General features: G+C 73.4%; 20 protein-coding genes. 6 read left to right on the top strand and 14 right to left on the bottom strand.

What is annotated here, in order from left to right; genetic code table 11:
• Positions 1–34: 34 nt before the first annotated feature.
• The 5 genes from pgi to JOD49_RS13435 all read right to left on the bottom strand — a co-directional run bounded on the left by pgi (position 35) and on the right by JOD49_RS13435 (position 6,036).
• Positions 35–1,741 carry a glucose-6-phosphate isomerase gene (pgi, locus tag JOD49_RS13415; protein WP_205307618.1) on the bottom strand — a complete coding sequence of 569 codons (1,707 nt, stop codon included), beginning with the start codon at positions 1,739–1,741 and terminating at the stop codon, positions 35–37.
• A 214-nt stretch (positions 1,742–1,955) separates the two neighbouring features.
• On the bottom strand, positions 1,956–3,224 hold the full coding sequence (locus tag JOD49_RS13420; RefSeq protein ID WP_205307619.1) for a GNAT family N-acetyltransferase: 1,269 nt from the start codon (positions 3,222–3,224) through the stop codon (positions 1,956–1,958).
• Positions 3,225–3,292: 68 nt separating this feature from the next.
• A complete protein-coding gene (locus JOD49_RS13425) occupies positions 3,293–4,519 on the bottom strand; it encodes a GNAT family N-acetyltransferase (protein WP_205307620.1) in 1,227 nt (408 codons plus the stop codon).
• Positions 4,516–5,649 carry a GNAT family N-acetyltransferase gene (locus JOD49_RS13430; protein ID WP_205307621.1) on the bottom strand — a complete coding sequence of 378 codons (1,134 nt, stop codon included), beginning with the start codon at positions 5,647–5,649 and terminating at the stop codon, positions 4,516–4,518. The genes JOD49_RS13425 and JOD49_RS13430 overlap by 4 nt, the downstream gene beginning before the upstream one ends.
• A 120-nt stretch (positions 5,650–5,769) precedes the next feature.
• A complete protein-coding gene (locus JOD49_RS13435) occupies positions 5,770–6,036 on the bottom strand; it encodes a GlsB/YeaQ/YmgE family stress response membrane protein (RefSeq protein WP_030150204.1) in 267 nt (88 codons plus the stop codon).
• A gap of 309 nt (positions 6,037–6,345) precedes the next feature.
• On the opposite strand from JOD49_RS13435, the gene JOD49_RS13440 reads away from it, so the two are divergent.
• Positions 6,346–6,714: an RNA-binding S4 domain-containing protein gene (locus tag JOD49_RS13440; RefSeq protein WP_205307622.1), complete on the top strand. Its 369-nt coding sequence runs from the start codon at positions 6,346–6,348 to the stop codon at positions 6,712–6,714.
• 92 nt (positions 6,715–6,806) lie between these two features.
• Here JOD49_RS13440 and JOD49_RS13445 read toward each other — a convergent pair whose 3' ends face one another.
• The 3 genes from JOD49_RS13445 to JOD49_RS20225 form a co-directional block, all read right to left on the bottom strand.
• Positions 6,807–7,796: a type IV toxin-antitoxin system AbiEi family antitoxin domain-containing protein gene (locus JOD49_RS13445; protein WP_205307623.1), complete on the bottom strand. Its 990-nt coding sequence runs from the start codon at positions 7,794–7,796 to the stop codon at positions 6,807–6,809.
• 346 nt (positions 7,797–8,142) lie between these two features.
• Entirely contained in the window at positions 8,143–8,934 is a 792-nt protein-coding gene (locus tag JOD49_RS20220) for a lytic polysaccharide monooxygenase (RefSeq protein WP_239525215.1), read from the bottom strand.
• Between the two features lie 237 nt (positions 8,935–9,171).
• Entirely contained in the window at positions 9,172–10,014 is an 843-nt protein-coding gene (locus JOD49_RS20225; protein ID WP_307822537.1) for a lytic polysaccharide monooxygenase, read from the bottom strand.
• A gap of 462 nt (positions 10,015–10,476) precedes the next feature.
• Between JOD49_RS20225 and JOD49_RS13460 the strand changes: the two genes are divergently transcribed.
• Positions 10,477–11,043, top strand: a complete 567-nt coding sequence (locus tag JOD49_RS13460; RefSeq protein ID WP_205307624.1) for a flavodoxin domain-containing protein — start codon at positions 10,477–10,479, stop codon at positions 11,041–11,043.
• A 215-nt stretch (positions 11,044–11,258) separates the two neighbouring features.
• A complete protein-coding gene (locus tag JOD49_RS13465) occupies positions 11,259–11,600 on the top strand; it encodes a YciI family protein (protein WP_205307625.1) in 342 nt (113 codons plus the stop codon).
• Between the two features lie 115 nt (positions 11,601–11,715).
• Here JOD49_RS13465 and JOD49_RS13470 read toward each other — a convergent pair whose 3' ends face one another.
• Positions 11,716–12,123: a GntR family transcriptional regulator gene (locus JOD49_RS13470; RefSeq protein ID WP_205307626.1), complete on the bottom strand. Its 408-nt coding sequence runs from the start codon at positions 12,121–12,123 to the stop codon at positions 11,716–11,718.
• Positions 12,120–13,055 (bottom strand): hypothetical protein, encoded by a 936-nt coding sequence (locus JOD49_RS13475; protein ID WP_205307627.1) that lies wholly within the window; start codon positions 13,053–13,055, stop codon positions 12,120–12,122. Before JOD49_RS13475 ends, JOD49_RS13470 begins: the two co-directional genes overlap by 4 nt.
• A gap of 171 nt (positions 13,056–13,226) precedes the next feature.
• On the opposite strand from JOD49_RS13475, the gene JOD49_RS13480 reads away from it, so the two are divergent.
• On the top strand, positions 13,227–14,072 hold the full coding sequence (locus JOD49_RS13480; RefSeq protein WP_205307628.1) for an alpha/beta hydrolase: 846 nt from the start codon (positions 13,227–13,229) through the stop codon (positions 14,070–14,072).
• Positions 14,073–14,117: 45 nt separating this feature from the next.
• On the opposite strand, the gene JOD49_RS13485 is transcribed toward JOD49_RS13480, so the two are convergent.
• Positions 14,118–16,997, bottom strand: a complete 2,880-nt coding sequence (locus tag JOD49_RS13485; RefSeq protein WP_205307629.1) for a helix-turn-helix transcriptional regulator — start codon at positions 16,995–16,997, stop codon at positions 14,118–14,120.
• 368 nt (positions 16,998–17,365) lie between these two features.
• Between JOD49_RS13485 and JOD49_RS13490 the strand changes: the two genes are divergently transcribed.
• Positions 17,366–18,901, top strand: a complete 1,536-nt coding sequence (locus JOD49_RS13490) for a helicase associated domain-containing protein (protein ID WP_205307630.1) — start codon at positions 17,366–17,368, stop codon at positions 18,899–18,901.
• A gap of 67 nt (positions 18,902–18,968) precedes the next feature.
• Positions 18,969–19,559 carry a GNAT family N-acetyltransferase gene (locus JOD49_RS13495; RefSeq protein ID WP_372441306.1) on the top strand — a complete coding sequence of 197 codons (591 nt, stop codon included), beginning with the start codon at positions 18,969–18,971 and terminating at the stop codon, positions 19,557–19,559.
• Positions 19,560–19,689: 130 nt separating this feature from the next.
• Here JOD49_RS13495 and JOD49_RS13500 read toward each other — a convergent pair whose 3' ends face one another.
• From JOD49_RS13500 to JOD49_RS13510, 3 genes are all read right to left on the bottom strand, one after another.
• Positions 19,690–20,214, bottom strand: a complete 525-nt coding sequence (locus JOD49_RS13500) for a putative immunity protein (protein ID WP_205307632.1) — start codon at positions 20,212–20,214, stop codon at positions 19,690–19,692.
• A 169-nt stretch (positions 20,215–20,383) separates the two neighbouring features.
• Positions 20,384–22,963, bottom strand: coding sequence for an ABC transporter permease (locus tag JOD49_RS13505; protein ID WP_205307633.1), 2,580 nt, complete (start codon positions 22,961–22,963; stop codon positions 20,384–20,386).
• Entirely contained in the window at positions 22,963–23,772 is an 810-nt protein-coding gene (locus tag JOD49_RS13510; protein ID WP_205307634.1) for an ABC transporter ATP-binding protein, read from the bottom strand. Before JOD49_RS13510 ends, JOD49_RS13505 begins: the two co-directional genes overlap by 1 nt.
• Between the last annotated feature and the right edge of the window lie 149 nt (positions 23,773–23,921).

Raw genomic sequence — 23,921 nt, forward strand, 5'->3', positions numbered from 1 at the left:
GGCCGGCTGGCCGGCCAGCCGGCCGGCTAGCCAGTCAGCTCCGCTGGTTCAGGTACCAGCCGATGAGCGCCTGCGTCGACGGGTCCTGCTCGGCGAGCGCGGCCGCGTCACCGGCGACGGCCGGGGCGATCTCGTTGGCGAGCTTCTTGCCGAGCTCGACGCCCCACTGGTCGAACGAGTCGATGCCCCACACGACGCCCTGGACGAACGTGATGTGCTCGTAGAGCGCGATGAGCTGGCCCAGGACCGAGGGCGTGAGCGCGGGCGCGAGGATCGACGTCGTGGGGCGGTTGCCCGAGAACACGCGGGCGCTCACGAGGTCCTCGGCCGTGCCCTCGGCGCGGACCTCGTCGGCCGTCTTGCCGAACGCGAGGGCCTTGGTCTGCGCGAAGAAGTTCGCGAGGAACAGGGAGTGCACGTCGACATCGCCTGCCGAGGAGTCCACCAGCGGGTGCGCCGGGTTCGCCACGGCGATGAAGTCCGCGGGGATCAGGCGCGTGCCCTGGTGGATGAGCTGGTAGAACGCGTGCTGGCCGTTGGTGCCGGGTTCGCCCCAGAAGACCTCGCCGGTCTCGGTCGTGACGGGGGAACCGTCCCAGCGCACGGACTTGCCGTTGGACTCCATGGTGAGCTGCTGCAGGTACGCGGGGAAGCGGTGCAGGTACTGCGCGTAGGGCAGCACGGCGTGCGTGTGCGCGCCGAGGAAGTTGACGTTCCACACGTTGAGCAGGCCCATGAGCGCGGGCACGTTCTGCTCGATCGGGGTGGTGCGGAAGTGCTCGTCGATCGCGTGGAAGCCCGCGAGGAACTCCTCGAAGCGGGCCGGGCCGATCGCGATCGCGAGCGACGTGCCGATCGCGGAGTCGACCGAGTAACGGCCGCCGACCCAGTCCCAGAAGCCGAACGCGTTGGCGGGGTCGATCCCGAACGCCGCGACCTTGTCGAGGGCCGTGGAGACCGCGACGAAGTGCTTGCCGACGGCCTCGGCACGGGCTGCGTCGTCCGCGTCCGCTGCGAGGGCCCCGACGGCAGTGAGCTCGGTCCACAGCCAGTCGCGTGCGAGGCGCGCGTTGGTCAGGGTCTCGAGCGTGCCGAACGTCTTGGACGCGACGATGAACAGCGTGGTGCGCGGGTCGAGGCCCGCGGTCTTCTCGGCGACGTCGGTCGGGTCGATGTTGGACACGAACCGGACGTCGAGGTCCTCGGCCTTGTAGGGCAGGAGGGCCTCGTAGGCCATGACGGGGCCGAGGTCCGACCCGCCGATCCCGATGTTCACGACCGTGCGCACGCGCTCACCCGTGACGCCCTTCCACTCGCCCGAGCGCACCTTGTCGGCGAACGCGTAGACCTTGGCGAGCTCGGCGTGCACGTCGTGGTCCACGTCCTGGCCGTCGACGACCAGCCCCGGGGTCGCCCCGGACGGGCGGCGCAGCGCGGTGTGCAGCACGGCGCGGTCCTCGGTCACGTTGATGTGGTCGCCGCGGAACATGGCGTCGCGGCGCCCGACCAGGTCGACGTCGTCCGCGAGGCGCACGAGCAGCGCGAGCGTCTCGTCGGTCACGAGGTTCTTCGACAGGTCGACGTGGAGGTCGGCGGCGTCGAACGTGAGGCGGTCGGCGCGGCCCGGGTCCTGGGCGAACCAGGTGCGCAGGTCGGGGGACAGCGCGGCCTCGTGGGCCGTGAGGTCGGCCCAGGCGGGAGTGGTGGTGGCGTCGATCGGCGGTGTGCTCGCAGTGCTCACGATGGTCTCGCTGCTCCCTGGTCGGTGGGGGTCGTGGGTGTCGCGGGGTCTTGGCCGGACCCGACCACCGTAGGCCGCGACCTGCGCGGTTGTCCTGGCGGCTCACGGTGCGAGCGGTTGTGAGGTGCGCTGCCGGACAACCGTGCACGCCCGACGGCGGAGCGTCCGTCGGGCGTGCACCTCACCGTGCGGTGCGGGCGCCGAGGAGAGTTGGTCAGGTGAGCTTCTTCTGCCACACCGCCGCGACGCCCACGGGCTCGAACCCGAGTGCGACGTTGATCGCGAGCATGTGCTCGTTCTCCTGGGCGTTCCACGTGTTGATGCGGCGTTCGCCGGGACGTCGCTCGGCGTAGGCGCGCAGGTTGGCGACCTTGACGAGCATCCCGAGCCGGTGTCCGCGGTGCTCGCGCAGCACGAGCGTGTCCTCCTGGAAGGCGAACAGGACGTCCGACACGGGGATCTGGAGCACCGAGAACGCGGTGAGCGTCCCGGTGGGCACGTGCTCGGCGACCGTGACGAGCACGTGCTGGTGGCGCCCAGCCATGTCGGCGAGGTAGGAGCGGACGCGGGCCGCGTCCCACGGGCTCTCCTCGACGTCCAGGTCCGCGGAGGGGACGTCGGTGCTCATGCGGGTCCACAGGATCGCGACCTGGTCCTGCCATGCGGCCGGCACCTCGTCCCACCAGGTGTGCAGGCGGTAGTCGTCGCCCGCGGCCCGCGTCGCCTCGCGTTCCAGGGTGTCGAGCCTCTCGGGGGCGACCGGCAGTCTCAGGACGGAGGCACGCTCGACCTGTTCGAGCGCGTAGCCGTGCCCCAGGGCGAAGCGCGCTCCCCGGGAGGCTGCGGGCACGCGGCCTGCGCCCGTGGGGGCGTCGAGCGCGCCGGGGCCGGGCGGGGGCTCGGGGGAGTGGTTGCTCGGCACGATGACCGTGGTGCGTCCGTCGGCGCGCGCGATCTCCTCGGCGCGGGCCAGCAGCGTCTCGCCGATGCCGCGGCCTTCGAGCGTGGGGCGGACCATGAGCGTGACGTACGCGAGGTGGGTGTTGGCGTCGGTCGCGAGCCACACGATCGCGGCGCCGCCGACGTCCTGCGGCTCGGGGGCGTTCCCGCCGGCCTGCTCGCGGTCCGCACGCCTCGCGCCGTCCGCGGCGTCGTCGTCGGCCAGGGCCGTGGCCCCATCGGTCGCCGGGTCCGGCTCGGGCAGCGCGAGGACCAGGACCTTGCGCTGGTACTCCTGGTGCTGGAGGACGCCGAGCATCACGGGCAGCGGCGCCCACCAGTCGGTCCAGCCCCAGGTCGCGAGCTGCACGTCGTGCTCGATGTCGGTGTAGGCCCGCACGGCCCAGACGTCGGGGTGCTCGAGCGTGGGCGGCACGGGAGGGGCGTCGACCGCCCGCCACGTCGTGGTCGATGGGGCGGGCGGCGGGGTCGGGCTCGCGGCCCAGGGGTTCTCGTGGCCAACGGCGGTGTCGGTGCTCGTCATGCGTCCACCCTGGCGGGCCGCCGCCCGGGTACGCCACGCATTTTGCGTGCCCCCCCAGGCGGTCACCATCACACCAGCCGCAGCTGCCACTCCGCGGTGACGCTCGCGACCTCGAACCCGAGGGCCTCGTTGATCGCGAGCATGTGCCGGTTCTCCTGCGCGTTCCAGGTGTGGATGCGCCGTGACGAGGGCCGCGCACGGGCCAGCTCGTCGAGCACGGCGATCTTGACGAGCATCCCGAGGCGGTGGCCGCGGTGCTCGCGCAGGACCAGGGTGTCCTCCTGGATGACGACCTCGGGGCGGTCGTGCGGGTAGGCGACCATCGAGAACGCGGCGAGCCGCCCCGACGGCACGTGCTCGGCCACCGCGACGAGGTATCCCTGGCCACGGTCGGCGAACGACCGGGAGGCGACGCGCACGCGGTCGGCGTCCCACGGGTCCTCCTCCAGGTCGAGCCCGCCGTTGGGCGCGTCGGTGCTCATGCGCGTCTCGAGGACCGCGAAGTCGTCGATCCACTCCTCGGGGACGGTGTCCCGCCAGAGGTGCACGCGGTAGTCGTCGCCCGCGGCCGCCCGAGCGGCGTCGCGCAGCGGGTCCACGACGTCGGCGCGGGGCGGCAGGGTGAGCGTCGACTGGCGCATGACCTGTTCGAGCGCGAAGCCGCGCGCGAGCGCGAAGCGCGTGCCCGGGTCGTCGAGCGGCACGCGTCCGCTGCCGGTCGGCGAGTCGAGGGCACCGGGGCCGGGCGGGGGTTCGGGGGCGTGTGCGGAGTCGGACAGGATCACGGTGCGCCCGGCCTCGCGCGCGATGCGCAGGCACTCGTCCCAGAGCGCCGCCCCGACCCCTTGGCCGCGGTGCCCGGGATCGACCCCGACGTACACGATCGCGAGGTGCGTGTTCCCCTTCTGGGGAAGGCCGACGAGCCCGCGCCCGACGACGTCGCCCGCCACCGGGACCGGGTCCGGTCCGCGCGCAGCCGAGCCGGACGGGACGCCGGAGCCCTCGGCGGCCCCCGAACCGCCAGAGTCTCGCGGACCGTCGGCCACCGCGACGAGCCGGACGGTGCGCTTGTACTCCTGCTGGGCCGTCATCGTGACGAGGACGGTCGCCGCGTCGAGACCGAGGTCGGCGTGCCCGTGGATCTCCCGGTCGATCATCTCGCCCACGCGCACGGTGCCGTGCACGGCCCACGCCTCGGGTGCGCCGAGCGAGTCCGGGACGGGCGCGCGCAGGACGCGCCACGCCGTCGGGCCGGAGAACGATGCCTGAGCCGCGGCCTGCGACGGGCCGCTCACGCGCCCACCCGCTTCTGCCAGCCGGCGTACCCGCCTGCGGGCGCGAAGCCCAGGTCGACGTTGATCGCGAGCATGTGGTCGTTCTCCTCGGCGTTCCAGGTGTGGATGCGCTCGGTCGTGGGGCGTCGGACGGCGAGCTCGTCGAGGTTCCGGACCTTGACGAGCATCCCGAGGCGGTGGCCGCGGTGCTCGCGCAGGACCAGCGTGTCCTCCTGGAACGCGAACGACGGGTGGTCCTTGGGGTAGGCGAACACGGAGAACGCGGCGAGCGTGCCCGACGGGACGTGCTCGGCGACCGTCATGAGCAGGCCGTCGCCCTTGCTCAGGAGCTCGTCGATCCACACGCCGACCCGCTGCGCGTCCCACGGGTCCTCGCGGTAGTCGATGTCGCCGTTCGGGGCGTCGGTGCTCATGCGCGTGAAGAGCGTCCCGACCTGCTCGCGCCACTCGTGCGGCACGTCGTCCTCCCAGACGAGGGGGCGGTAGTCCGGTCCCGCGGCGGCCCCGGCCTGCGCGCGCAGCCGGTCCAGGAGGGCGGGGTCGACGGGCAGCGGCAGGATCGAGTGCCGCTCGACCTGCTCCAGCGCGTAGCCCTTGCTCCGCGCGAAGCGGGGCCCGGGGTCGTTCGCCGGGACGCGTCCCGCGCCCGTCCGGGCCTCGAGGGCGTGGGGGCCGGGCGGGGGCTCGACGCCGTGCTGGGTGTCGGTGAACAGGACGGTGCGGCCAGCGTCGACGAGGATCTTCTCGCCCGTCTCCCACAGCTCCGTGCCCAGTCCCTGGCGGCGGGCCGCCGGGCGCACCTGCACGTACAGCTCGCCCAGGTGTTCGTTGCTGCTCGTCATCATGAGGACGAACAGGTGGCCCAGCACGTCCTGTGGCCGGGGTGTCTCGGGTGCGTCCGCGCGGATCGCGACGAAGCGCTGCTTGGTCGCGTACTGCTGGTTGTCCATGCCGGCCAGGACGTCGCGGGCCTCGTTCGCGAGGTCGTCGTAGCCGTGGGCCTCGATCATGACCTCTTCCTCGACCTCGGCCACGCCGTGGTACGCCCACGCGTCGGGGGAGTCGAGGTCGGCGGGGTGCGGGGCCCGGGCGATGCGCCAGGTCGTCGTCGACTCGATCGGATGGCTCATGTCCTCAGCGTCTCGCGCGAGGCGCGAGCGGTCCACGGGTTTTCGGGGTTCGTGGGTGGCCGGCGCGGCCCGGTGGCCCCGGGCCGCGCCTCGTCAGGACGCCCGACGGCGCAGCGCGCCTCAGGCCTTCGACCTGCGGCCCGCGATGAGGCCCCAGATCAGCAGGACGACGAGCGACCCGATGAACGCCCAGAACCAGGTCGAGAACGACCAGAACTCCTGGTTGGGGTCCGAGCCGAACGCCCGGCCGATGAACCCGCCGACGAACGCGCCGACGACACCGACGATCAGGGTCACGACCCAGCCGCCCGCAGCCCTGCCGGGCATGATGGCGCGGGCGATCGCCCCCATGATGAGTCCGATCACGATCCACGACAGAAACCACATGGTCCACTCCGTTCGTCGAACGAGCTCGCCGGCCGACGACACGGTCGAGGCCGGACCGGCACCGTCGCCGGTCGGTTCCACCGTGGCACGGACGGGCCGGACACGCACGGCGATAGGGGACGATCCGCGCAAGCGTGTCGGGGTGATCCCGTGCCAGCCGGGCCCCCGGACGGCCGCGACGCCGGGCGCGCGTGGGGAGCGGCGCCGTGGGGCTCGGGCTCGCTGAGGTGGTCCGCGGCACGCACCGGACCGTCGCGCGACGTGCGCCGCCTACGCTGGGGTGGTCCGACGTCGGGAAGGGAAGTGAGCATGCGGGTCGACAGCTGGCTCTGGGCGGTCCGCCTGACCAAGAGCCGTTCGGTCGCGACGGCCGCGTGCCGTGCCGGGCACGTCAAGGTCGACGGGGTGCGCGTCAAGCCGTCCGCGACCGTGCGCGTCGGCAGCACCGTGACGTACCGCGGGGGTGAGCGCGAGCGGATCGTCGAGGTCGTCGAGCTGCTCGCCAAGCGCGTCGGCGCGCCCGAGGCCGCGAAGGCGTACGTCGACCACAGCCCGCCCGTGCTGCCGCGAGAGGCCGTGCCGTTCGTACCCGTGCGCGATCGCGGCGCGGGACGTCCGACCAAGCGGGAGCGGCGCGAGATCGACAAGCTGCGGGGGCGCGACCTGCCCCCCGACTGACCTGGTGCGGTGAGACGGGTGCTTCGGTCCGAGACGGGTCTCCCGGACCGTGGCGCAGGGACCCGTCCCGGACCGGACCACCCGTCTCGCTCTCAGACCGCGCCGAACCACAGGTACGGGCGCCGCTCGAGGTCGACCGACGTGCCCGGCGGGAGAAGACGCAGCACGCGCTGGACGAGCTCCGTGCCGTCCTCGAGGTCCCGCATCGTCACGCGCAGGACCCGCCATCCCTCCTCCTCGATGCCCTCCTGACGCCGCTTCTCCTCGAACAGCACCTTCGCCGGATCGCCCTGGGCGAGCGTCGAGTACTTCACGAACCCGTCGAACTCGACGAGCACACGCCACTGCGGCCAGCCCAGGTCGGCGCGGAACGTCCCCAGCCGGGTCGTGACCGGGATCTGCGTCGTCGGCACGGGAAGCCCCCGGCGCAGCAGGTGGAACCGGACCGCGGACTCGCCGGGCGACTCCGCGCCCCCGCTGCCGAGGCCCACGAGGACCTGGGCCCGCGCGCTCCCACGCCCGCCCCCGACACGGTCGAGCACGTCGCGCAGCTGCTCGGTCAGGACACCTCGCCGGAGGGCCGCGTCGACGACCACGAGCGCGTCGAGCGCTGGCAGCGTCCGAGCGCAGCCGACGACCGTCCGGGCGAGCGAGGTCACGACGTGCCCCCGGCGCACCGCGGTGTCGGCCGGAGCGAGCGCCGTCAGATGCCGGACGAGGTCCGTGCCCGTCCGCGGGATGCCGGGGCGGTGCTGCTGCACGACGTGCACGCGCGCGGGCACCCGCCACAGCGGCAGGTCCCACACGAGAGCCGCGGACTCCTGGCACAGGGCGAACGGGCTGCGCAGCTGGCGCGAGACCGCCTCGATCTGCGCGAGGGCGCGGATCCGGTCGAGCGCGTGGCCCGGAGCAGGATCGTCCACCGCACGCCAGCGGTAGGCGCCCCGACGGACCTTCTCGAGCAGGTCCCGGGAGAGCGCGGCGCGCAGGACGGGGCGTGGGAGCTGGGCGGTCAGGAGCACGCCGCCCTGGCGGGAGGCGAGCGCGGCCAGGGCGTCGGTGTCGTGGGTGGGTGAGGTCATGGCCGCGATGGTGCCCTCCACTGCGACCCGACGGCGGCCCTGGCGCCGGGCTGTGGACGGCTCGTCGTTCTGTGGTCGGGCTCGGACCGGTGGGGCCGGTGGACGGGAGCAGGCGTGGGGCGGCAGGGTGCCGCGCACGAGACGGGTGCTTCGGTCCGAGACAGGTCTCCCGGACCGTGGCGCAGGGACCCGTCTCGGACCGAACCACCCGTCTCGCTCAGCGTGCTCCGCCCGGCGCCGCGCAGCACGACGCCCGGGCCTCCTGACGTTCCAGGCGACCCGGGCGCGGTTCTGGTGCGGTGTCGGTCAGTCCGTCCTGCGGAGGGCCGACCGTTCGGTGCTCAGGTCAGCAGGCGCCGAGATCCTTCCACACGCCCCACTGGCCGCTCGTGCCGGGGTTCTCCCCGGTGTTCCACCACTTGGCCTCGTACGTCTTGTTGTTGTACGAGACGCGGGTGCCGCCCGTGTAGACCGAGCCGGCCGCCCAGGCGGGGGCGGTGCAGACGCCCGTGCCGGTCGTCCCGCCGGTCGTGCCGCCGGTCGTGCCGCCGGTGGTTCCACCGGTCGTCCCGCCGGTGGTGCCGCCGGTCGTCCCGCCGGTCGTGCCACCCGTGGTGCCACCTCCGTTGACCGTGAGGTCGACGCAGTTGTAGAACGCGTTGACGGTGTTGGACACGTTCCACCGGGCGAGGATCGTGTGGTTGCCCGAGGGCAGGTTGGTCAGCGTGTGCGAGATGTTGCTCGGCGGCTGGGCGCCGCCCTGGCTGAACGTCTGGTGCAGCTTGCCGTCGACGAAGTACTCCCACGTGCTCGTGTTGTGAGCGGCCGTGAGCTTCCACTGGAAGGTCACCGAGCTGCCGACGCTCTTGCGCGGCCACGGCTTGCTGTTGTCGTCGAGGATCGAGAACCCGCTGCCACCCGAACACTGCATCGAGCCCTTGGGTGCCTCGACACTCTGCGGCTCGTACTTGACGCCGCCGCAGTCGAAGGACGTCGCGCCGGTCGCACAGTTGTCCTGCCTGCTGGGCGGGGACGTGATCCAGCCGTGTGCCGAGGCGGCCGGGGCCATCACGACGGGGGCCGCGATCGCGGCCACCCCGAGGACGGCGGCGATCATCGCCGCGCGTAGTCGTCTCATCTTTTCTTCTCGCTCTCCATGGCAGTCGGTAGGGCCCCATTGCCGGGCGACCTACACATGTCGAATCGGACAACTTCGACGCTATGCAATGAAATCGCTCCGCACAATCCGGTGAAGCACGTAGGGGGTCCTACGTAGGATGCGTGAAATTCAATCGACCGAGAAATGGAAAAGTGACGCCGGGTCAGGAATTCCTGACCCGGCGTCACCGGTCATGCGTCACGCGTCATGCAGTCCTCAGCAGGCGCCGAGGCTCTTCCAGGGGCCCCACTGCGAGGTGGCGTCGGGCTTTTCGCCCTTGGTCCACCACTTGGCCTCGAAGAGCTGGCCGTTGAGCGAGACCTTGGCGCCGCCCGTGTAGGCGACAGCCGTGTCCCACGGTCCCGCGGCGCACTGCGGCGTGCCGGTCGTGCCACCCGTCGTACCGCCCGTGGTGCCGCCGGTCGTGCCACCGGTCGTACCGCCGGTCGTACCGCCGGTCGTGCCACCGGTCGTGCCACCGGTGGTGCCACCCGTCGTGCCACCGGTGGTGCCACCCGTCGTACCGCCCGTGGTGCCACCCGTCGTACCGCCCGTGGTGCCACCCGTCGTGCCACCACCGGTGACGGTGAGGTCGACGCAGTTGTAGAAGGCCATCGGAGTGTCAGCGACGTTCCAGCGAGCGAGGACCGTGTGGTCCCCGGCAGGGAGGTTGGTCAGCGTGTGGGAGATGTCCTTCGCGGGCTGGGCGCCGCCCGAGCTGAAGGTCTGGTGGAGCTTGCCGTCGACGAAGTACTCCCACGTCGTCGTGGCGTGGTTCGCCGTGAGCTTCCACTGGAACTTCACGGACGAGGCGACCGTGGTGCGCGGCCAGGGCTTGCTGTTGTCGTCGAGGATGGCGTAGCCGCTGCCACCGCTGCACTGCATGGAGCCCTTTGCGGCCTCGACGCTCTGCGGCTCGAACTTGATGCTGCCGCAGTCGAAGGACGTCGCGCCGGTGGCACAGTTGTCCTGACGGCTCGGCGGGGAGGTGACCCAGCCGTGCGCGGAGGCGGCGGGGGCCAGCACCACGGGGGCAACAATGGCGGTGGCGCCGAGCACGGCGGCGATCATTGCCGCACGTAGTCGTCTCATCTGCATCTCGCTTTCGTTGTGGTGGACGGCGAGACGCAGGGCCTCGGGTCCACCTCGACCAGAACGCTGCGACGCTAAGCCAGAGGTCGTTGAGTCTTCAAACAGCGGCGCGGCATAAGGGTAAACACGTAGGCGCCCGACGAGGCCCGGGGAAATGGCGTCCTGGCGCGCCTGGTGAGCGACGCCGTCGGGCAGATGAGAAGCAGGTGAGAGAGAGGTCACCTCGAATCGTGTGGAGAACCCCTATGTGGACAGATCGCCCCATAACATACAGCCCGACCTCGGCGCTCGTCCGCCGCTCGTCGGGGTTGACCGGGCCCCGTGCCCCCTGTCGGGAAGATCGCGGTACCCGCACCGGGGACGAAAGTCCCACCGTGCAGGGACCGTCGTCCGTGGTTCTCGAGAGCCGTTCTCGGGGAGGCTGGGAGCATGTCGAACCACGAAACGAACCTGACTGCTGCCGTCGTCTTCGAGTCGATGTTCGGGAACTGTGAGAAGGTCGCCCGGCAGATCGCGGCCGGCATGGCGACCGGTGTGCCGGTGAAGGTCGTGGACGTCGCGGACGCGCTCGCGGACCCGTCGATCCTGGACGACGTCGCGCTCGTGGTCGCCGGTGGTCCCACGCACTCCATGTCGATGAGCCGCCCCGGCACCCGGGCCGAGGCCGTCCAGCGTTCGGGCGGGACGGTGCCAGCGCGCAACGTCGGCCTGCGCGAGTGGTGCGTCGCGCTCCAGGACCGCTCGGACGAGCACGGCCCCCGGTGGGTCACGACGTTCGACACCCGCACCGCGCTCGGTCGGGCCATCCCATCGTCCGCCTCCCGTGCTGCCGCGCGCATCATCACGCGCAAGGGCTACGAGATGCTCGTGCCGCTCCGGTCGTTCCTCGTCGAGGACGCGGCCGGCCCCCTGGTCGACGGCCACCTCGAGGAGGCGTACGTCTGGGGCGAGAAGATCGCTGCGGCGTTGCGCGCACAGGTTCCGGTCGCCGTCTGAGACGGTGTGCGGACGATCAGCCGCAGCCGAGCACGGACGGGGAAGACGGGCTCGGTCGCGGGGGATCTGCCGTCGTCGGTCGATGCCGCGTTCCCGCGTCGGGGGCGCGGCATCGTCGTGTCCGCAGTCCTCGCAGTCCCCGTGGCGTCCGCACTGCCCGCGGCGTCCGCGTCGGCGAGGATGGTTCCCTGGAACCGGACAGAGGAGACGACGCGATGACGAAGTACCTGATCTCGTTCCCGAGCGGCGCCATGGACGTCTCGGCGGAGGACCTGCCGGCCGTCTCGGAGGCGTCCCACGCGGTCGTGGAGGAGGCCAGGCGAGCGGGCGTCTGGGTGTTCGGCGGCGGGATCGACGAGAGCGTCCCGCCCGTCCTGGTCGACGGGGACGGCACCGTGACCGAGGGCACCTACCCGCAGACGAGGCAGATCGAGGGCGGCTACACGGTTCTCGAGGTGCCCTCGCGCGAGGAGGCGCTCGAGTGGGCCGCGAAGATCGCGGTCGCCTGCCGGTGCGCGCAGGAGGTGCGGGAGTTCCAGTTCGACCCCGCCAGCTGACGGGTCTGCCGGCTGACGAACCCGCCGGCCGGCGGGCCTGCCGGCTGACGAACCAGCCGGCCGGCTCGACGCCACCCGCACGCGCGATGCGCCCGCCGTCAGGGCCGCCGCCGAGTCAGTGCTGCGCGGGCGTGCGGGGCGCGTCGACCGGCTGCTGCAGGAGGCCCGTGACGACGTCGAGGATCGCGGAGTCGTCCAGCCCGAGCTCGCGACCGCGGGCGACCATCTGGGTCGCGAGGTCGGCGAACGATCGCTGGTCCGCGACCGACGACCGCCGGTGCGCAGGGGTCGCGACGACCGTCCCGGTCCGTGGGCGCGACGAGACGGCGCCCGCTGCCTCGAGCTCCCGGTAGGCACGTTGGACCGTGCCGACCGCGACCCCCAGGTCCCGGGCGAGGTTGCGTGACGAGGGCAGCCGGTCTCCCGGGTTCAGCGTCCCCAACGACACGAGCGCCGCGACCTGGGTCCTGATCTGCTCGTAGACGGGGACGGGGGAGTCCAGGTCGACCATGAGGGTCTTCATGCCTGGGGCTCGGGCACCACGGTCGTCCCGGGCGTCGTCCCGGTCGCGGCGGGGGTGCCGGGCAGGGCGGGAAGGGCTTGTCGGGCGAGCACCGAGAGTCCGACGACGACCGAGGTGATGCCGATCGCGGACCCGACGGCGAACGCCAGGACGGCGGCTCCCGTCCGGTCGGCCCCGAACAGGGCGAGGGCTGCGGTGAGCAGGACCGCGGCCGATCCCAGGCCCATGAGGAGCTGTGTGCCGGCCAGGACGTGGGCTGCGCTGAGCCGTCGCAGGGAGTCGTCCTCGTGGGCCGTGGCGCCGTTCACGACGCCGCGCCGGGCGACGAGACGCAGCACGCCGAGGACCCCGAGGGTGATGACGCCCAGCATGCCGAGCAGCGGCCCGGCGTAGGGCCAGCCCGGGTAGGGGCCGGACTCGCCGGTGATCCATCCGTCGACCGTGACGAGGAGCGGCGCGTCGACCGTACCTCCGCCCTCGCCCGCCGTGACCCCGAAGACCACGAGGGCCACGGCCGTGAGCGCCGCCGTCGCGAGGAAGAGGGGCAGCCGCCACTCGCCGAGGCCGCGGACGGTCCGTCGGGCGAGCGGGGCCGTGCGGACCGCCCCCTGGGGACGGGGCCAGGCCAGCTCGCCGATCGCGCGGACGACGAGGACCATGACGACGGCGATGAAGGGGGAGAGGGCGACGAGCAGGCCGGGGGTGGTCGTGACACCGGTGAGGCCCGGGAGCGCCGCGGGGGAGACCACGTAGGCGATCAGGGACAGGGCGACGACGGCGGCGACGACGGACGTGGTCCGTTCGTGCCGGAGCGCGGCGTCGAGCACGGGGCGCCGGGGATGGCGCCGGGACCGGACAGTGTTGGCCGCCGTCAGGACCGCAGCGGCGAGGGCGCCGAGCGCGGCGAGGGCGACGAGCGACAAGCCGGTCATGCGTGCTCCTTCGAATGAGTCAATGAGTCAGAGTATTGACTCATTGACCCCGGCCTGTCCACCCGGTGCCTCCGGACGTGGACCGCGGGGACTACCAGCGACGGGTGATGCGGCGCCGCCCGTGCGCCGAGGACCGTGGGAGGACCAGCCCGACGGCCACAGGAGAGCACCATGAGCGACACCGCCCCGCCGACCGCCCCCGACACCGTGGTCCTCGTCCACGGTCTGTGGATGACGCCGCGCTCCTGGGAGCACTGGGTCCCGTACTACGAGGCCAAGGGCCTGCGCGTGCTCACGCCCGGCTACCCGGGCTTCGAGATCGAGGTCGAGGCGCTGCGCGAGAACCCCGACGTGATCGCGCGGCTCACGGTCCCGGAGACCGTCGACCACCTCGCGGGCGTCATCGAGGGCCTCGACCGGCCGCCGATCATCATGGGTCACTCGTTCGGCGGCACCCTGACCCAGCTCCTGCTGGCTCGCGGCCTGGGGGCGTCGGCGGTCGCGATCAACGGGGCCCCGACCGAGGGAGTGCGGGTCAACCCGCCCTCGCAGATCAAGTCGCTCTTCCCGATCCTCAACAACCCCGCCAAGGCGCACCGGGCCGCCGGGTTCACGCCCGAGCAGTTCCACTACGCGTTCACCAACACGCTCTCGGCCGAGGAGTCGCTCGAGGTGTACGAGCGGTACCACGTCCCCGCGCCCGGGAGCTGGGTGTGGGCCTACGGGCTCATCGCCAACTACAAGCCGGGCAAGCAGGAGACGTGGGTCGACTACGACGCCGACCGGGCCCCGCTCCTGTTCGTCACGGGCAGCGAGGACCACATCATGCCGCCCTCCGTGAACCGGTCGAACGCGCACAAGTACCACCGGTCGCCCGCCCTGACCGAGGTCCTCGACCTCGAGGGACGGTCGCACTGGACGTGCGCCGAGCCGGGCTGGGAGGCCGTGGCCGACGCCGCGCTCGACTGGGCTCTCGCCCACGCCCGGGCGCCCCAGGGAGCGGGAGAGCCTGCCTGAGCCCGGTCGCCCGGTCGCCCGCCCGGAGCGGGCGACGACGCCCGCCTATCGCGGGACGGACGCTCCGCCGTCGGGCGTGCGCAGGGCGTGCGCGAGCTGACGACGGGACGTGACCCCGAGCTTCCGGAACGCCTTGCGCAGGTGGTAGTGGACGGTGTGGGTGCTGATGAACAGGCTCGCGGCGATCTCCGCGTTCGTCGCGCCCGTGACCGCGAGCTCGACCACGGTCTGCTCCTGCGCGGTCAGCCCCGTCGTCGGGCGGTCGCGCGGTGCGGGCGCTCGACCGGTCACGGCGCTCAGCTCGCGCCGGGCGCGCGCCGCGAAGGGGTCGGCCCCCATGCGCTCGAAGAGGTCGAGCGCGGTCGCGAGCGCGGCGGCGGCCTCGCGGCGCCGCCGCCTGCGGCGCAGCCACTCGCCGTGCAGGAGGTGCGTCCGGGCGAGGTCGGCGACGGACCGGGTCCGTGACAGGTGCTCGACGGCGTCGCGGAAGTGGGCGTCCACCTCGCCGTCGGGCGCGAGCAGGGCCCGCGAGCGGGACAGCACGCCCAGGCCCCAGGGTGCCCCGCTCGCGAGCGTGACGTCGGCGAGCCGGTCGAGCGCGGAGCGGGCGACGTCGTGGTGGCCGCTGCGGACCGCCGACTCCACGAGGTCCGGCAGGACGCGCGTCCCGACCTGCATGAACCCCTCGCGCGCGACGACGGACACCCCCTCGAAGGCGGCGGCGTGGTCGCCCGCCGCGAGATCGAGCAGCGCCCGCGCCGTCCGGGCCAGGCTCACGGCCCCGCCGATGCCGAGGTGGGCGGCGGCACGTTCGGCCCCGTCGATCCGTTCGCGCAGCGCGAGCGAGTCCGGACCGTGCCAGGCGAGCAGCTCGACGTTGGCGAATACCCGCGCCTGCTCGGGGCTCAGGCCCACGGCCTCACGAAGCTCGTGGACCTCGGCCAGCAGGAGGTCCGCCGAGTCGAGCTGCCCCATGACGGTCTCGCACAGCGACAGCACCCACAGCACCGAGTCGAGGGTCGGGAGGGCGCCCGCGGCGCGCGCCTGCGCGGCGGCCTGCCGCAGGAGCGCGTCCCGCGCCGCGTCGTCCCACAGCGCGGTCGTCGCGGCGACGGCCAGGAGGCCGTGCCGTCGGAACGTCTCCGACGACGTCGCGCTGGGCGTGCGCATCGCGTCGACCGCGGCCCGGAGCGCCGGGACGCACCGCGCGTCGGGCGTGGTCGCGAGGGCGGACAACGCGCTCAGGAGCGTCGGGGCGAGGTCGTCGGGCCGGTCGCCGGTCACGGGGGCACCGACGACCTCGTCGGCCGTGCCGACGCCGAACCTGACGCCGAACCCGGTGCCGGTGCCTGCGGGCCCGGGCGTGCCGAGGGCGGCCGCCTCGCGGGAGAGCTCCGCCAGGACCCCGTCTCCCGCGGCCGATTCCGCGGCGAGGATCTCGCCGAACGCCGCGAGCAGCGCGTCCCGTGCCGCCGCCGGGTCGGTCGCCCGCAGGGCGTGCGCGGCGCGCAGGAAGAGTCCGGGGCTCTCGGCGGCAGCACGCGGCGCGCCCGCGTACTTGCGGGCCACCGCCCGCGCCATGAGTCCCCGCGCGAGGACGTCGGGCGCGAGCGTCGCGTCGTCGACCCCTTCCAGCAGGGCCAGGGCCCGGACGGGCGAACCGGCGAGGGACGCGGCCTCCGCGGCCGAGACCGCCCGCTCGTCCCGCCGAGGACCTGGCGCGGTGAGCTCGACGGCCCGCGCCAGGAAGGCCGCACGGGCCGCGTAGCCGCCGCGGGCGTGCGCGCGCACCGCGCCCGCCTCGAGCGCGACGGCAGCCGCCTCGTCCGGGCCGGTCGTGGCCGCCGACAGGTGCCACGCACGCAGGTCGACGTCCGCCGCACGGTCGGTCACGGCGGCGAGCGCCGCGTGGGCCGCCCGGCGCTCGCTGCCGGTCGCCCCGCGGTAGACGGCCGACCGGACGAGGGGGTGGCGGAACGCGACCTGGCCGTCGACCGAGACGAGACGGTCCTGCTCGGGCGGGGCGGACGCGTCGTCGGGCAGCCCCGAGGTCGCCGCCGCGGCCGCGACGTAGGCGACGTCGCCCGTAGGCTCGGCCGCGGCGAGCAGGAGCCAGCGGCGGGTCGCGGGCCCGTAGGCCCCGGTGAGGCGCTGGTAGTGCTCCTCCAGGTGGCTGCCGACGGGCAGCGGCGCACCGAGCACCGCGCGCCCTGCGAGCTGGGCTGCGCTCAGCTCGTCGCTCAGGTCGAGCAGCGCGAGCGGGTTGCCGCCGGTCGCCGTGACGATCGAGTCCGCCACCTGCGGGTCGAGGGCGGTCCCCACGCGTCCGCGCAGCAGCGCGAGCGCCTCGTCGCGCGCGAGCCCGGCGAGGTCCACGGCGGGCAGGTCGGCGAGGGTGGCCTCGCCCGGGGTCCCGGGCCGTACGGCCAGGACGAGAGCGACCTGCTCGGCGTGCAGTCGGCGACCGACGAACGCGAGGACGTCGAGCGACTCCCGGTCGAGCCACTGGGCGTCGTCGACGAGGACCAGGGTGGGGGCGTCGTCGGACAGGTCGGCGAGGAGCGAGAGCACGGCGAGGCTCACGAGGTAGCGGTCCGGTGCCGGGCCCGACGACGTCCCGAGCGCCACGCGCAGCGCCTCCGCCTGGGGAGCGGGCAGGGTCGCGATCCGCGCCGCCCGGGGGAGCAGGGCGCGCTGGATCGCGGCGAACGGGAGGTCCGCCTCGGTCTCGGTGCCGACCAGGCGCAGGACCGTGAAGCCGTGGGCCGACGCCGCCGTGCGTCCCAGCAGCGTGCTCTTGCCCGTCCCGGGCTCGCCCCGCAGCACCAGGACACGGCTCTCCCCGCGGCGAGCGTCCGCCAGGGTGGCCGCGAGGAGGCGCTGCTCGCGCTCGCGGCCGACCAGCACGTGAGGAGAGGCGGACATGGCACCACGCATCCCTCGAGCCTCACCGGAAGGGCTCGGTCCACGGCACGGCAGGGTCGGCGACCCTCAGCGGGACACTATCGGGTGGAGCGGGTCACGTCATCGGGAAGGGCCGGGTCACCGGGAGGCGGGCGGAGGTCGGGCCCGTCGGCCCAGCGCGAGAGAGGCGACCTGGCTCACCGGGGGCCCGTGCCGAGCGGCCGCGAGGCCCCGCGCGCGGCCCTTCCTCCCCGTGTCGGCCGGGCCAGTGGATGAAAAGGACGATCCATCGACCGGTTGCCGTCACACGGGCCCTCCCAGCGTGTCTTTCCCGGGTGATCGGCCCCGCGGGCCGTTCACCGGGCCGTCGAGAGGAAGGAGGCCGGCGAGTGGGACGCTACGAAGAGCGTTGGTGGCAGGGCCATGCCCACCTCGTGCAGTTCGTCGCCGCGAACGGGCACTCCCGGGTCCCCGTGAACCATCGCGCCGGCCCGGACGGTTTCACCCTGGGCGCCTGGGTCAAGGTCCAGCGCCGTGAGCACGCCGTGGGAACTCTGAAGGACGAGCGACTGCGGGCTCTGCGCGAGGCCGGGTTCGCGTTCGAGGTCCGGCATCCCCTCAAGCAGTGGCAGCGCAACGTGGACCAGCTGGCCGCGTTCAAGGACGAGCACGGGCACACCCGTGTCCCCTACTACTTCGAGTCGGCCGACGGGTTCGGGCTCGGGGCGTGGGTCGGGCGCATGCGTCGACGCCGGGCGGCCGGTGCGCTCACCGACGAGCAGGTGGCCGACCTCGACGCGGTCGGGATGGACTGGACCCTTGCCCTCGAGACCTCGAAGAGACGCAGCCACCGTGCGTTCGCGGCGTTCGTCGCCGACCACGGGCACGGCCGGGTGCCGGACCCGTACGTCACGGGTGACGGCTTCGACCTGTCGGGCTGGGCGGCGCGGGTGCGCCGTGACCGACGTGCCGGGAGGTTGTCCGCGACGCAGGAGCGCGAGCTGCGCGACCTCGGGTTCGAGTTCCCGACCGTGCTGGCCGCCGACGACTGGGACGCGCACCTGGCGTGCCTGTCGAGGTACATCGCGCGCAACGGCCCCGACATCTCCACGACCTTCGAGTGCGACGACGGGACCCGTCTGGGCCACTGGGTGTCGAGCCAGCGCGCCTCCAGGCAGACGGGCTCGCTCTCGGCGGAACGGGTCGCGCGGCTCGACGACCTGGGCTTCGTCTGGCAGGTGCGTGACGAGGAGGACGACGAGTGGCTCCGTGGCATCGGGCTCCTGACGCGGTACGTGGAGGAGCACGGGGACAGCCGTGTGCCCGGGGACCACGTCGCCCCCGACGGGACCGCGCTGGGTGCGTGGGTCGCCCGCCGCCGCTGGGAGCACCGTCACGGTCTGCTGCGCGCAGAACGTGTCGGTGAGCTCGCGGCCCTGGGGTTCGAGTGGACCGTGACGCCGCAGCCCGGGATGACGCGCGCGACGGACGACCGGGCGTTCCGTGCCTGGGTCGACGCGCTCCAGACGTACCGGGACGAGAGCGGGCACTGCCGCGTCCCCGCCGGCTTCGCGACCCCGGACGGGCGGCGGCTGGGCGACTGGGTCGCCTACACGCGGGCCAGGCATGCCAAGGGCCTGCTCGCGCAGGACCGGGTGGAGGTCCTCGACCGGCTCGGCTTCGAGTGGCGCGTCCGCGACAACGAGGCCCTGTGGCAGCAGGGGGTCGAGGCGCTGCGCGCCTACGTCGTCGAGCACGGGCACGCCCGCGTGCCCATCCGGTACTGGCGCGACGACGGGTTCCGGCTCGGACAGTGGGTGCGCAGCCGGCGCAGCGAGGGGAAGGGCGGGAGGCTGAGCCCCGAGCGGACCGCGGCACTCGACGCGCTGGGCTTCGTCTGGGACCCGACGGCGCCCGCGACCTAGGGGGCCGACCGGTCGTGACGGCGTCGAGCGGCCGCGACGGGGGCCAGGCGGTGCGGCCCTACTGTTGATGCTCGTGAAGGTCATCACCACGACGCTCCAGATGCTGCACGAGACTGACAGGTCGCCCCGTGCGGTCCCCGATGGTGTCCGGCTCGAACGGACCGTGGGCGTCCGTCCCGAGTACGCGCGATTCCTCTACGGGTTGATCGGCGGCCCGTGGACCTGGACCGACCGCCTCGGCTGGACACGTGACCAGTGGGCCGCCGAGCTCGACGTGGCGGGCACGGAGTTCTGGATCCTGTACGGCGAGGACGGCCCGTGGGGTTACGGCCAGCTCCAGCCTGTCGTCGCCGAGGACGGGACCCACGTCGAGATCCGCTACTTCGGGCTCGCGGAGCAGGCGATCGGCCGCGGGCTGGGCGGGCTGCTGCTCGAGCACTGCCTCGCGGCGGCGTGGTCGTTGCCACGACGGTTCGACGTCCCGCCGGTCTCCCGGGTCTGGGTGCACACGTGCTCGCTCGACGGTCCCGCCGCCCTGGCCAACTATCGGGCGCGCGGTCTCGTGGTCTGCGGGACCGAGGAGTCGGACGAGGACGTGCCGACGCGGCCGCTCGGCTCCTGGGTCTCGACGGGGGGACCGGTGACCGTGGACCGGTGACGACGGACCGGGCCGGGCCGGGCCCGACTCGACCCGACCCGACCCGACCGACCCGACCCGACCCGACCCGACCCGACCGACCGGACCCGACCGACCCGTCCGGGCCGGTCGGTGGGCAGTCGGTGCGGCGTCAGTCGTCGAAGACGTCCCAGCAGATCGGGCTCCGGCGTCGCTGGTCGTCGAGGACGAGGTCCCGCACCTGGGCCGGGAGCAGCGCGCGCTGCCGGTCTCGTTCGGCGAGGCGTGCCGACTCGGCGTCTCGGCCCTGGGCGGTGGCGTCGGCCACGGTCGCGCGGATCGCGTAGGCCGCGGCGCCCAGGTCGTGGGCGGCGACGTGGGCCACGGCCACGGCCTGCCCGGCTGCGAGCGCGGCGTACCTCGCCGGGTCGGGGAGGCCGCGCCCGGCGGCGTTCGCGGGGAACGCGGCTCGGTGGGCATCCTTCATGGCGGCGTCGCCGCGGATCCACGCGCGAGCGACGTCGAGGGCGTCGCGAGGGCGAGGGTCGTCCGGTGCGACCTGCTCGAAGAGCGGGAGCACGCCCTCGACGCACGCGATGGCCCACTCGGCCAGCAGGTGGTGGTCCTCGTCGGTGAGGGTGCCTCCTCGACGCTCGGTGATCAGGCGGGGGTCGCGGTCGGTGGGCAGGATCGGCATGTGCTGATCGTGCAGCATCGTCGGCGTGCGGACCACCACGGGGTCGCCGAGGGGCAGACGACGACGCCGGCCGCTCCGTGGGGAGCGACCGGCGTGCGCCGTTCGTGCGGGGCGGCGGCCGGCCCGGGCGACGGGCAGGCCGTCGCCCGTGCGGGCCGTCGGTCGACGGTCAGTCGACGGTGACTGCGTCGAGCACCGGGAGCCGGGCCGCGCGCAGCGCGGGCCACCCCGCGGCCAGGATGCCGACGAGCACCGCGACGCCCACCATCGTCCCCAGCGCGGTCCACGGGATCACGAGGTCGGTGAACCCCGTGCTCGCGAACACGGTGGGCATGCCGGCCGCGAGGCCGACGCCCACCGCGAGGCCCAGCACCGTGCCGAACACGGCCGTGAGGATCGACTCGATGACGATCGTCCCGGCGAGCTGGGAGCGTCCCAGCCCGACGGCCCGCAGGAGACCGATCTCGCGCGTCCGCTCGATCACGGACAGCGCCAGGGTGTTGACGATGCCCAGGATCGCGATGACGATCGAGAGCCCCAGCAGCGCGTAGAGGATCGTGAGCATCTGGTTGACCTGGCTCGCGAGCGACGAGATGAACTCCTCGTTGTCCATGACGGACACGATCATGTACGGCTTGGCGGCGGCGGTCACGGCGGCGTCCAGGTCTGCCTGGGTCACGCCGTCGGCGGCCTGGAGGAGCAGCATGGTCGACATCTCGGTCGGCGCCGCGGAGAGCTCCGCGAACACGGTGTCCGGCACGACGACCGGCACGCCGAGGGCGGGCGAGTCGAAGACCGAGCCGATCGTCACGTCGGTGCTGCCGAGCTGCGTGCGCAGCGTGAGCTCGTCGCCGAGCTCCCAGCCCTCGTCGTCGGCGGTCGCCTTGAGGACCGAGACCTGCCCGTCGGCGAGCGTGTCGAGGTCGCCCTCGACGGCCTCGGTGTTCCACGTCTCGCCGAACAGGCTCGGGTCGACCCCGAGCACGAACAGCGGCGACGCCTCGTCCGAGGGTTCGCCGGCGGCACCGACGAAGTACCGGTCGGCCGTCATGGAGTCGGCCCGCCCGACCTCGGGCAGGGCCGAGATGTCGCTCACCGCGCCCGAGGGGACCGTACCGGTCGCGGACTGCACCACGAGGTCGGCGAGGGACTCCTCGGTCACGAGGTTCTTCATGGACGCCTGCATGGACACCGCCAGGACGGAAGCGGCCCCGACGAGCGACATGCCGATCATGAGGGCGCCCGCGGTGCTCGCGGTGCGGCGCGGGTTGCGGGTCACGTTGCCGCGGGCGAGCGTCCCGAGCGGCTTGGCCCAGGCGACGAACGGCGCGGACATGACGTGCAGGACGCCTCGGGCCACGACGGGGGCGAGCAGCAGGGTCCCGACGACGACCCCCACCGCGCCGAGGCCGAGCAGGCCTCCGGTGCTCGCGGTGTCGTCGGCCGCGGCCTGGACGACGGCCAGCACGACTGCCCCCACTCCGGCCCCGGCGACGACCGCGCCGATGATCCCGCGGACCTTGAGCGACCCGGCCTGGGCCGGGGAGTCGTCGCGCATGGCCTCGACCGGGGCGACGAGCGCCGCGCGCCGGGCGGGCAGCGCGGCCGAGGCGACCGAGACGAAGATGCCCAGGACGAGCGAGACCACGATCATCGACGCGTTGACGGGGATGTCGCCCGTGAGGTCCATGCCCATGGACTCGAACACGGCCTTGAGGGCGGTGACGAGCCCCAGCCCGCCGAGGATCCCGAGTGCACCGCCGAGCGTGCCGATGATCGCGGCCTGGACCAGGATCGAGGAGAACACCTGGAGGGGGGAGGCCCCGACCGCGCGGAGCAGGGCGAACTCGCGCTGCCGCTGGCGGACCGTCATGGCGAACGTGTTCGCGATGATGAAGCCGCCGACGAACAGCGAGATCCCGGCGAAGACCAGCAGGAACGTCTCGATGAAGCCGAGCATCGAGGCGATGTCCTCGCGGGCCTCGTCGCGCGCGACCTCTCCGGTGATGACCTCGACGGCCTCGGTCGGCGACGCGTCCTCCAGGGCGCTCGCGACGTCGTCGCGCAGCTCCTGCTCGCTCACCCCGTCCTCGGCGAGCACCGTGATGGCGGAGACCATGCCGTCGGGCGCGAACGCCGCGGCCGCGGTGGCCTCGTCGAAGAAGACGATGCTCGCCCCGGCCATCGAGGCGCCCATGTCGACGATCCCGGTCAGGGTGGCCTCGGTGATCTGTCCGGCGACGACGATCGTCGTCGTGTCCCCGATGACGAGGCCGCTGGCCTCGGCCGTGGCGGCCTCGAGCGCGAACTCGTCCGGGCCCGACGGCGCCGCACCCTCCGCGAGCGGGGTCGCGGGATCCTCGGCCCGGTAGGCGAGACCGAACGTCGGCGCTCCCGTGGTGGGCGGCGGGGTGCCGTCCGCCCCGACGAGCACGAGCGGACCGGTGTAGTCGGCGAAGGCGTGCGCGACGCCGTCGGCTCCTTCGATCGTGTCCGTGAGGTCGGCCGGGATCGGGTTGCGGACCGCCCCAGCGCTCGCGTTCTCCTGGGTGAGCGCGGACGACTCCTCCTCGCCGCGTACCAGGACGTCGGCGGACGAGCTGTCGACGATCCCGTCGAACGTCGTGGAGAGCATCTCGCGCAGCGAGAACGTGCCCGCCACGAACGAGACGCCGAGCACGACGGCGAGGATGGACATCCCGAGGCGCACGAGGTGCGCCCGGACGTTGCGCAGGGCGACGCGCAGCATCAGGCGGCCGCCTTCTTGCGCGTGAGAGAACCCAGGACCGCCAGGACGGAGTCCGGTGTCGGGTCGGTGATCTCGTCGACGATGCGGCCGTCCGCGAGGAACAGGACGCGGTGCGCGTAGCTCGCGGCGACCGGGTCGTGCGTGACCATGACGACGGACTGGCCCAGGTCGTCGACCGACTCGCGCAGGAACGTCAGGACCTCGCGCGAGGACGTCGAGTCCAGGTTCCCCGTGGGCTCGTCCGCGAACACGACGGACGGCTTGGAGACCAGGGCGCGCGCGCACGCGACGCGCTGCTGCTGCCCGCCGGACAGCTCGCTCGGGCGGTGCTGGAGCCGGTCGCTCAGCCCGACGGCGTCGACCACCTTCGCGAGGTACGCCCGGTCCACGGGCTTGCGCGCGATGTCGAGCGGGAGCGTGATGTTCTCCTCGGCCGTGAGCGTCGGGACGAGGTTGAACGACTGGAAGACGAACCCGAGCTGGGTGCGGCGCAGCTTCGTGAGCTGACGCTGGTTCATCGTGGAGACGACGAGGTCGTCGACGACGACCGTGCCGGCCGTCGGGGTGTCGAGGCCCGCCATGCAGTGCATGAGCGTGGACTTGCCCGAGCCGGACGGGCCCATGATCGCCGTGAACCGACCGCGCCCGAAGTCGACGTCGACCCCTGCGAGGGCGTGGACCGCCGTCGCGCCCTTGCCGTAGGTCTTGACCAGGCCGCGCGCCGTCGCGATCGCGTCGGAGCCGGAGGGGGGTGTGCCGCCGGCGGCGGCCGCCGTCGTGACGGCCGGGGCGGGGGACGGGGAAGGCATGGCTGGACTCTCTCTCGAGGGGTGCGCGCTGCGGACGGCGACCCGGGAGAGGGGGAGCGTCGCGGGGGACCGCTCACGTCGGCCCCTCCGAGCCGCTGCGTCCATCCTGGCGGCGGGACGGTCGGCGGAGCATCGGGGATCTCCCTGAA

The organism is Oerskovia jenensis (assembly GCF_016907235.1).
Classification (GTDB): domain Bacteria; phylum Actinomycetota; class Actinomycetes; order Actinomycetales; family Cellulomonadaceae; genus Oerskovia; species Oerskovia jenensis.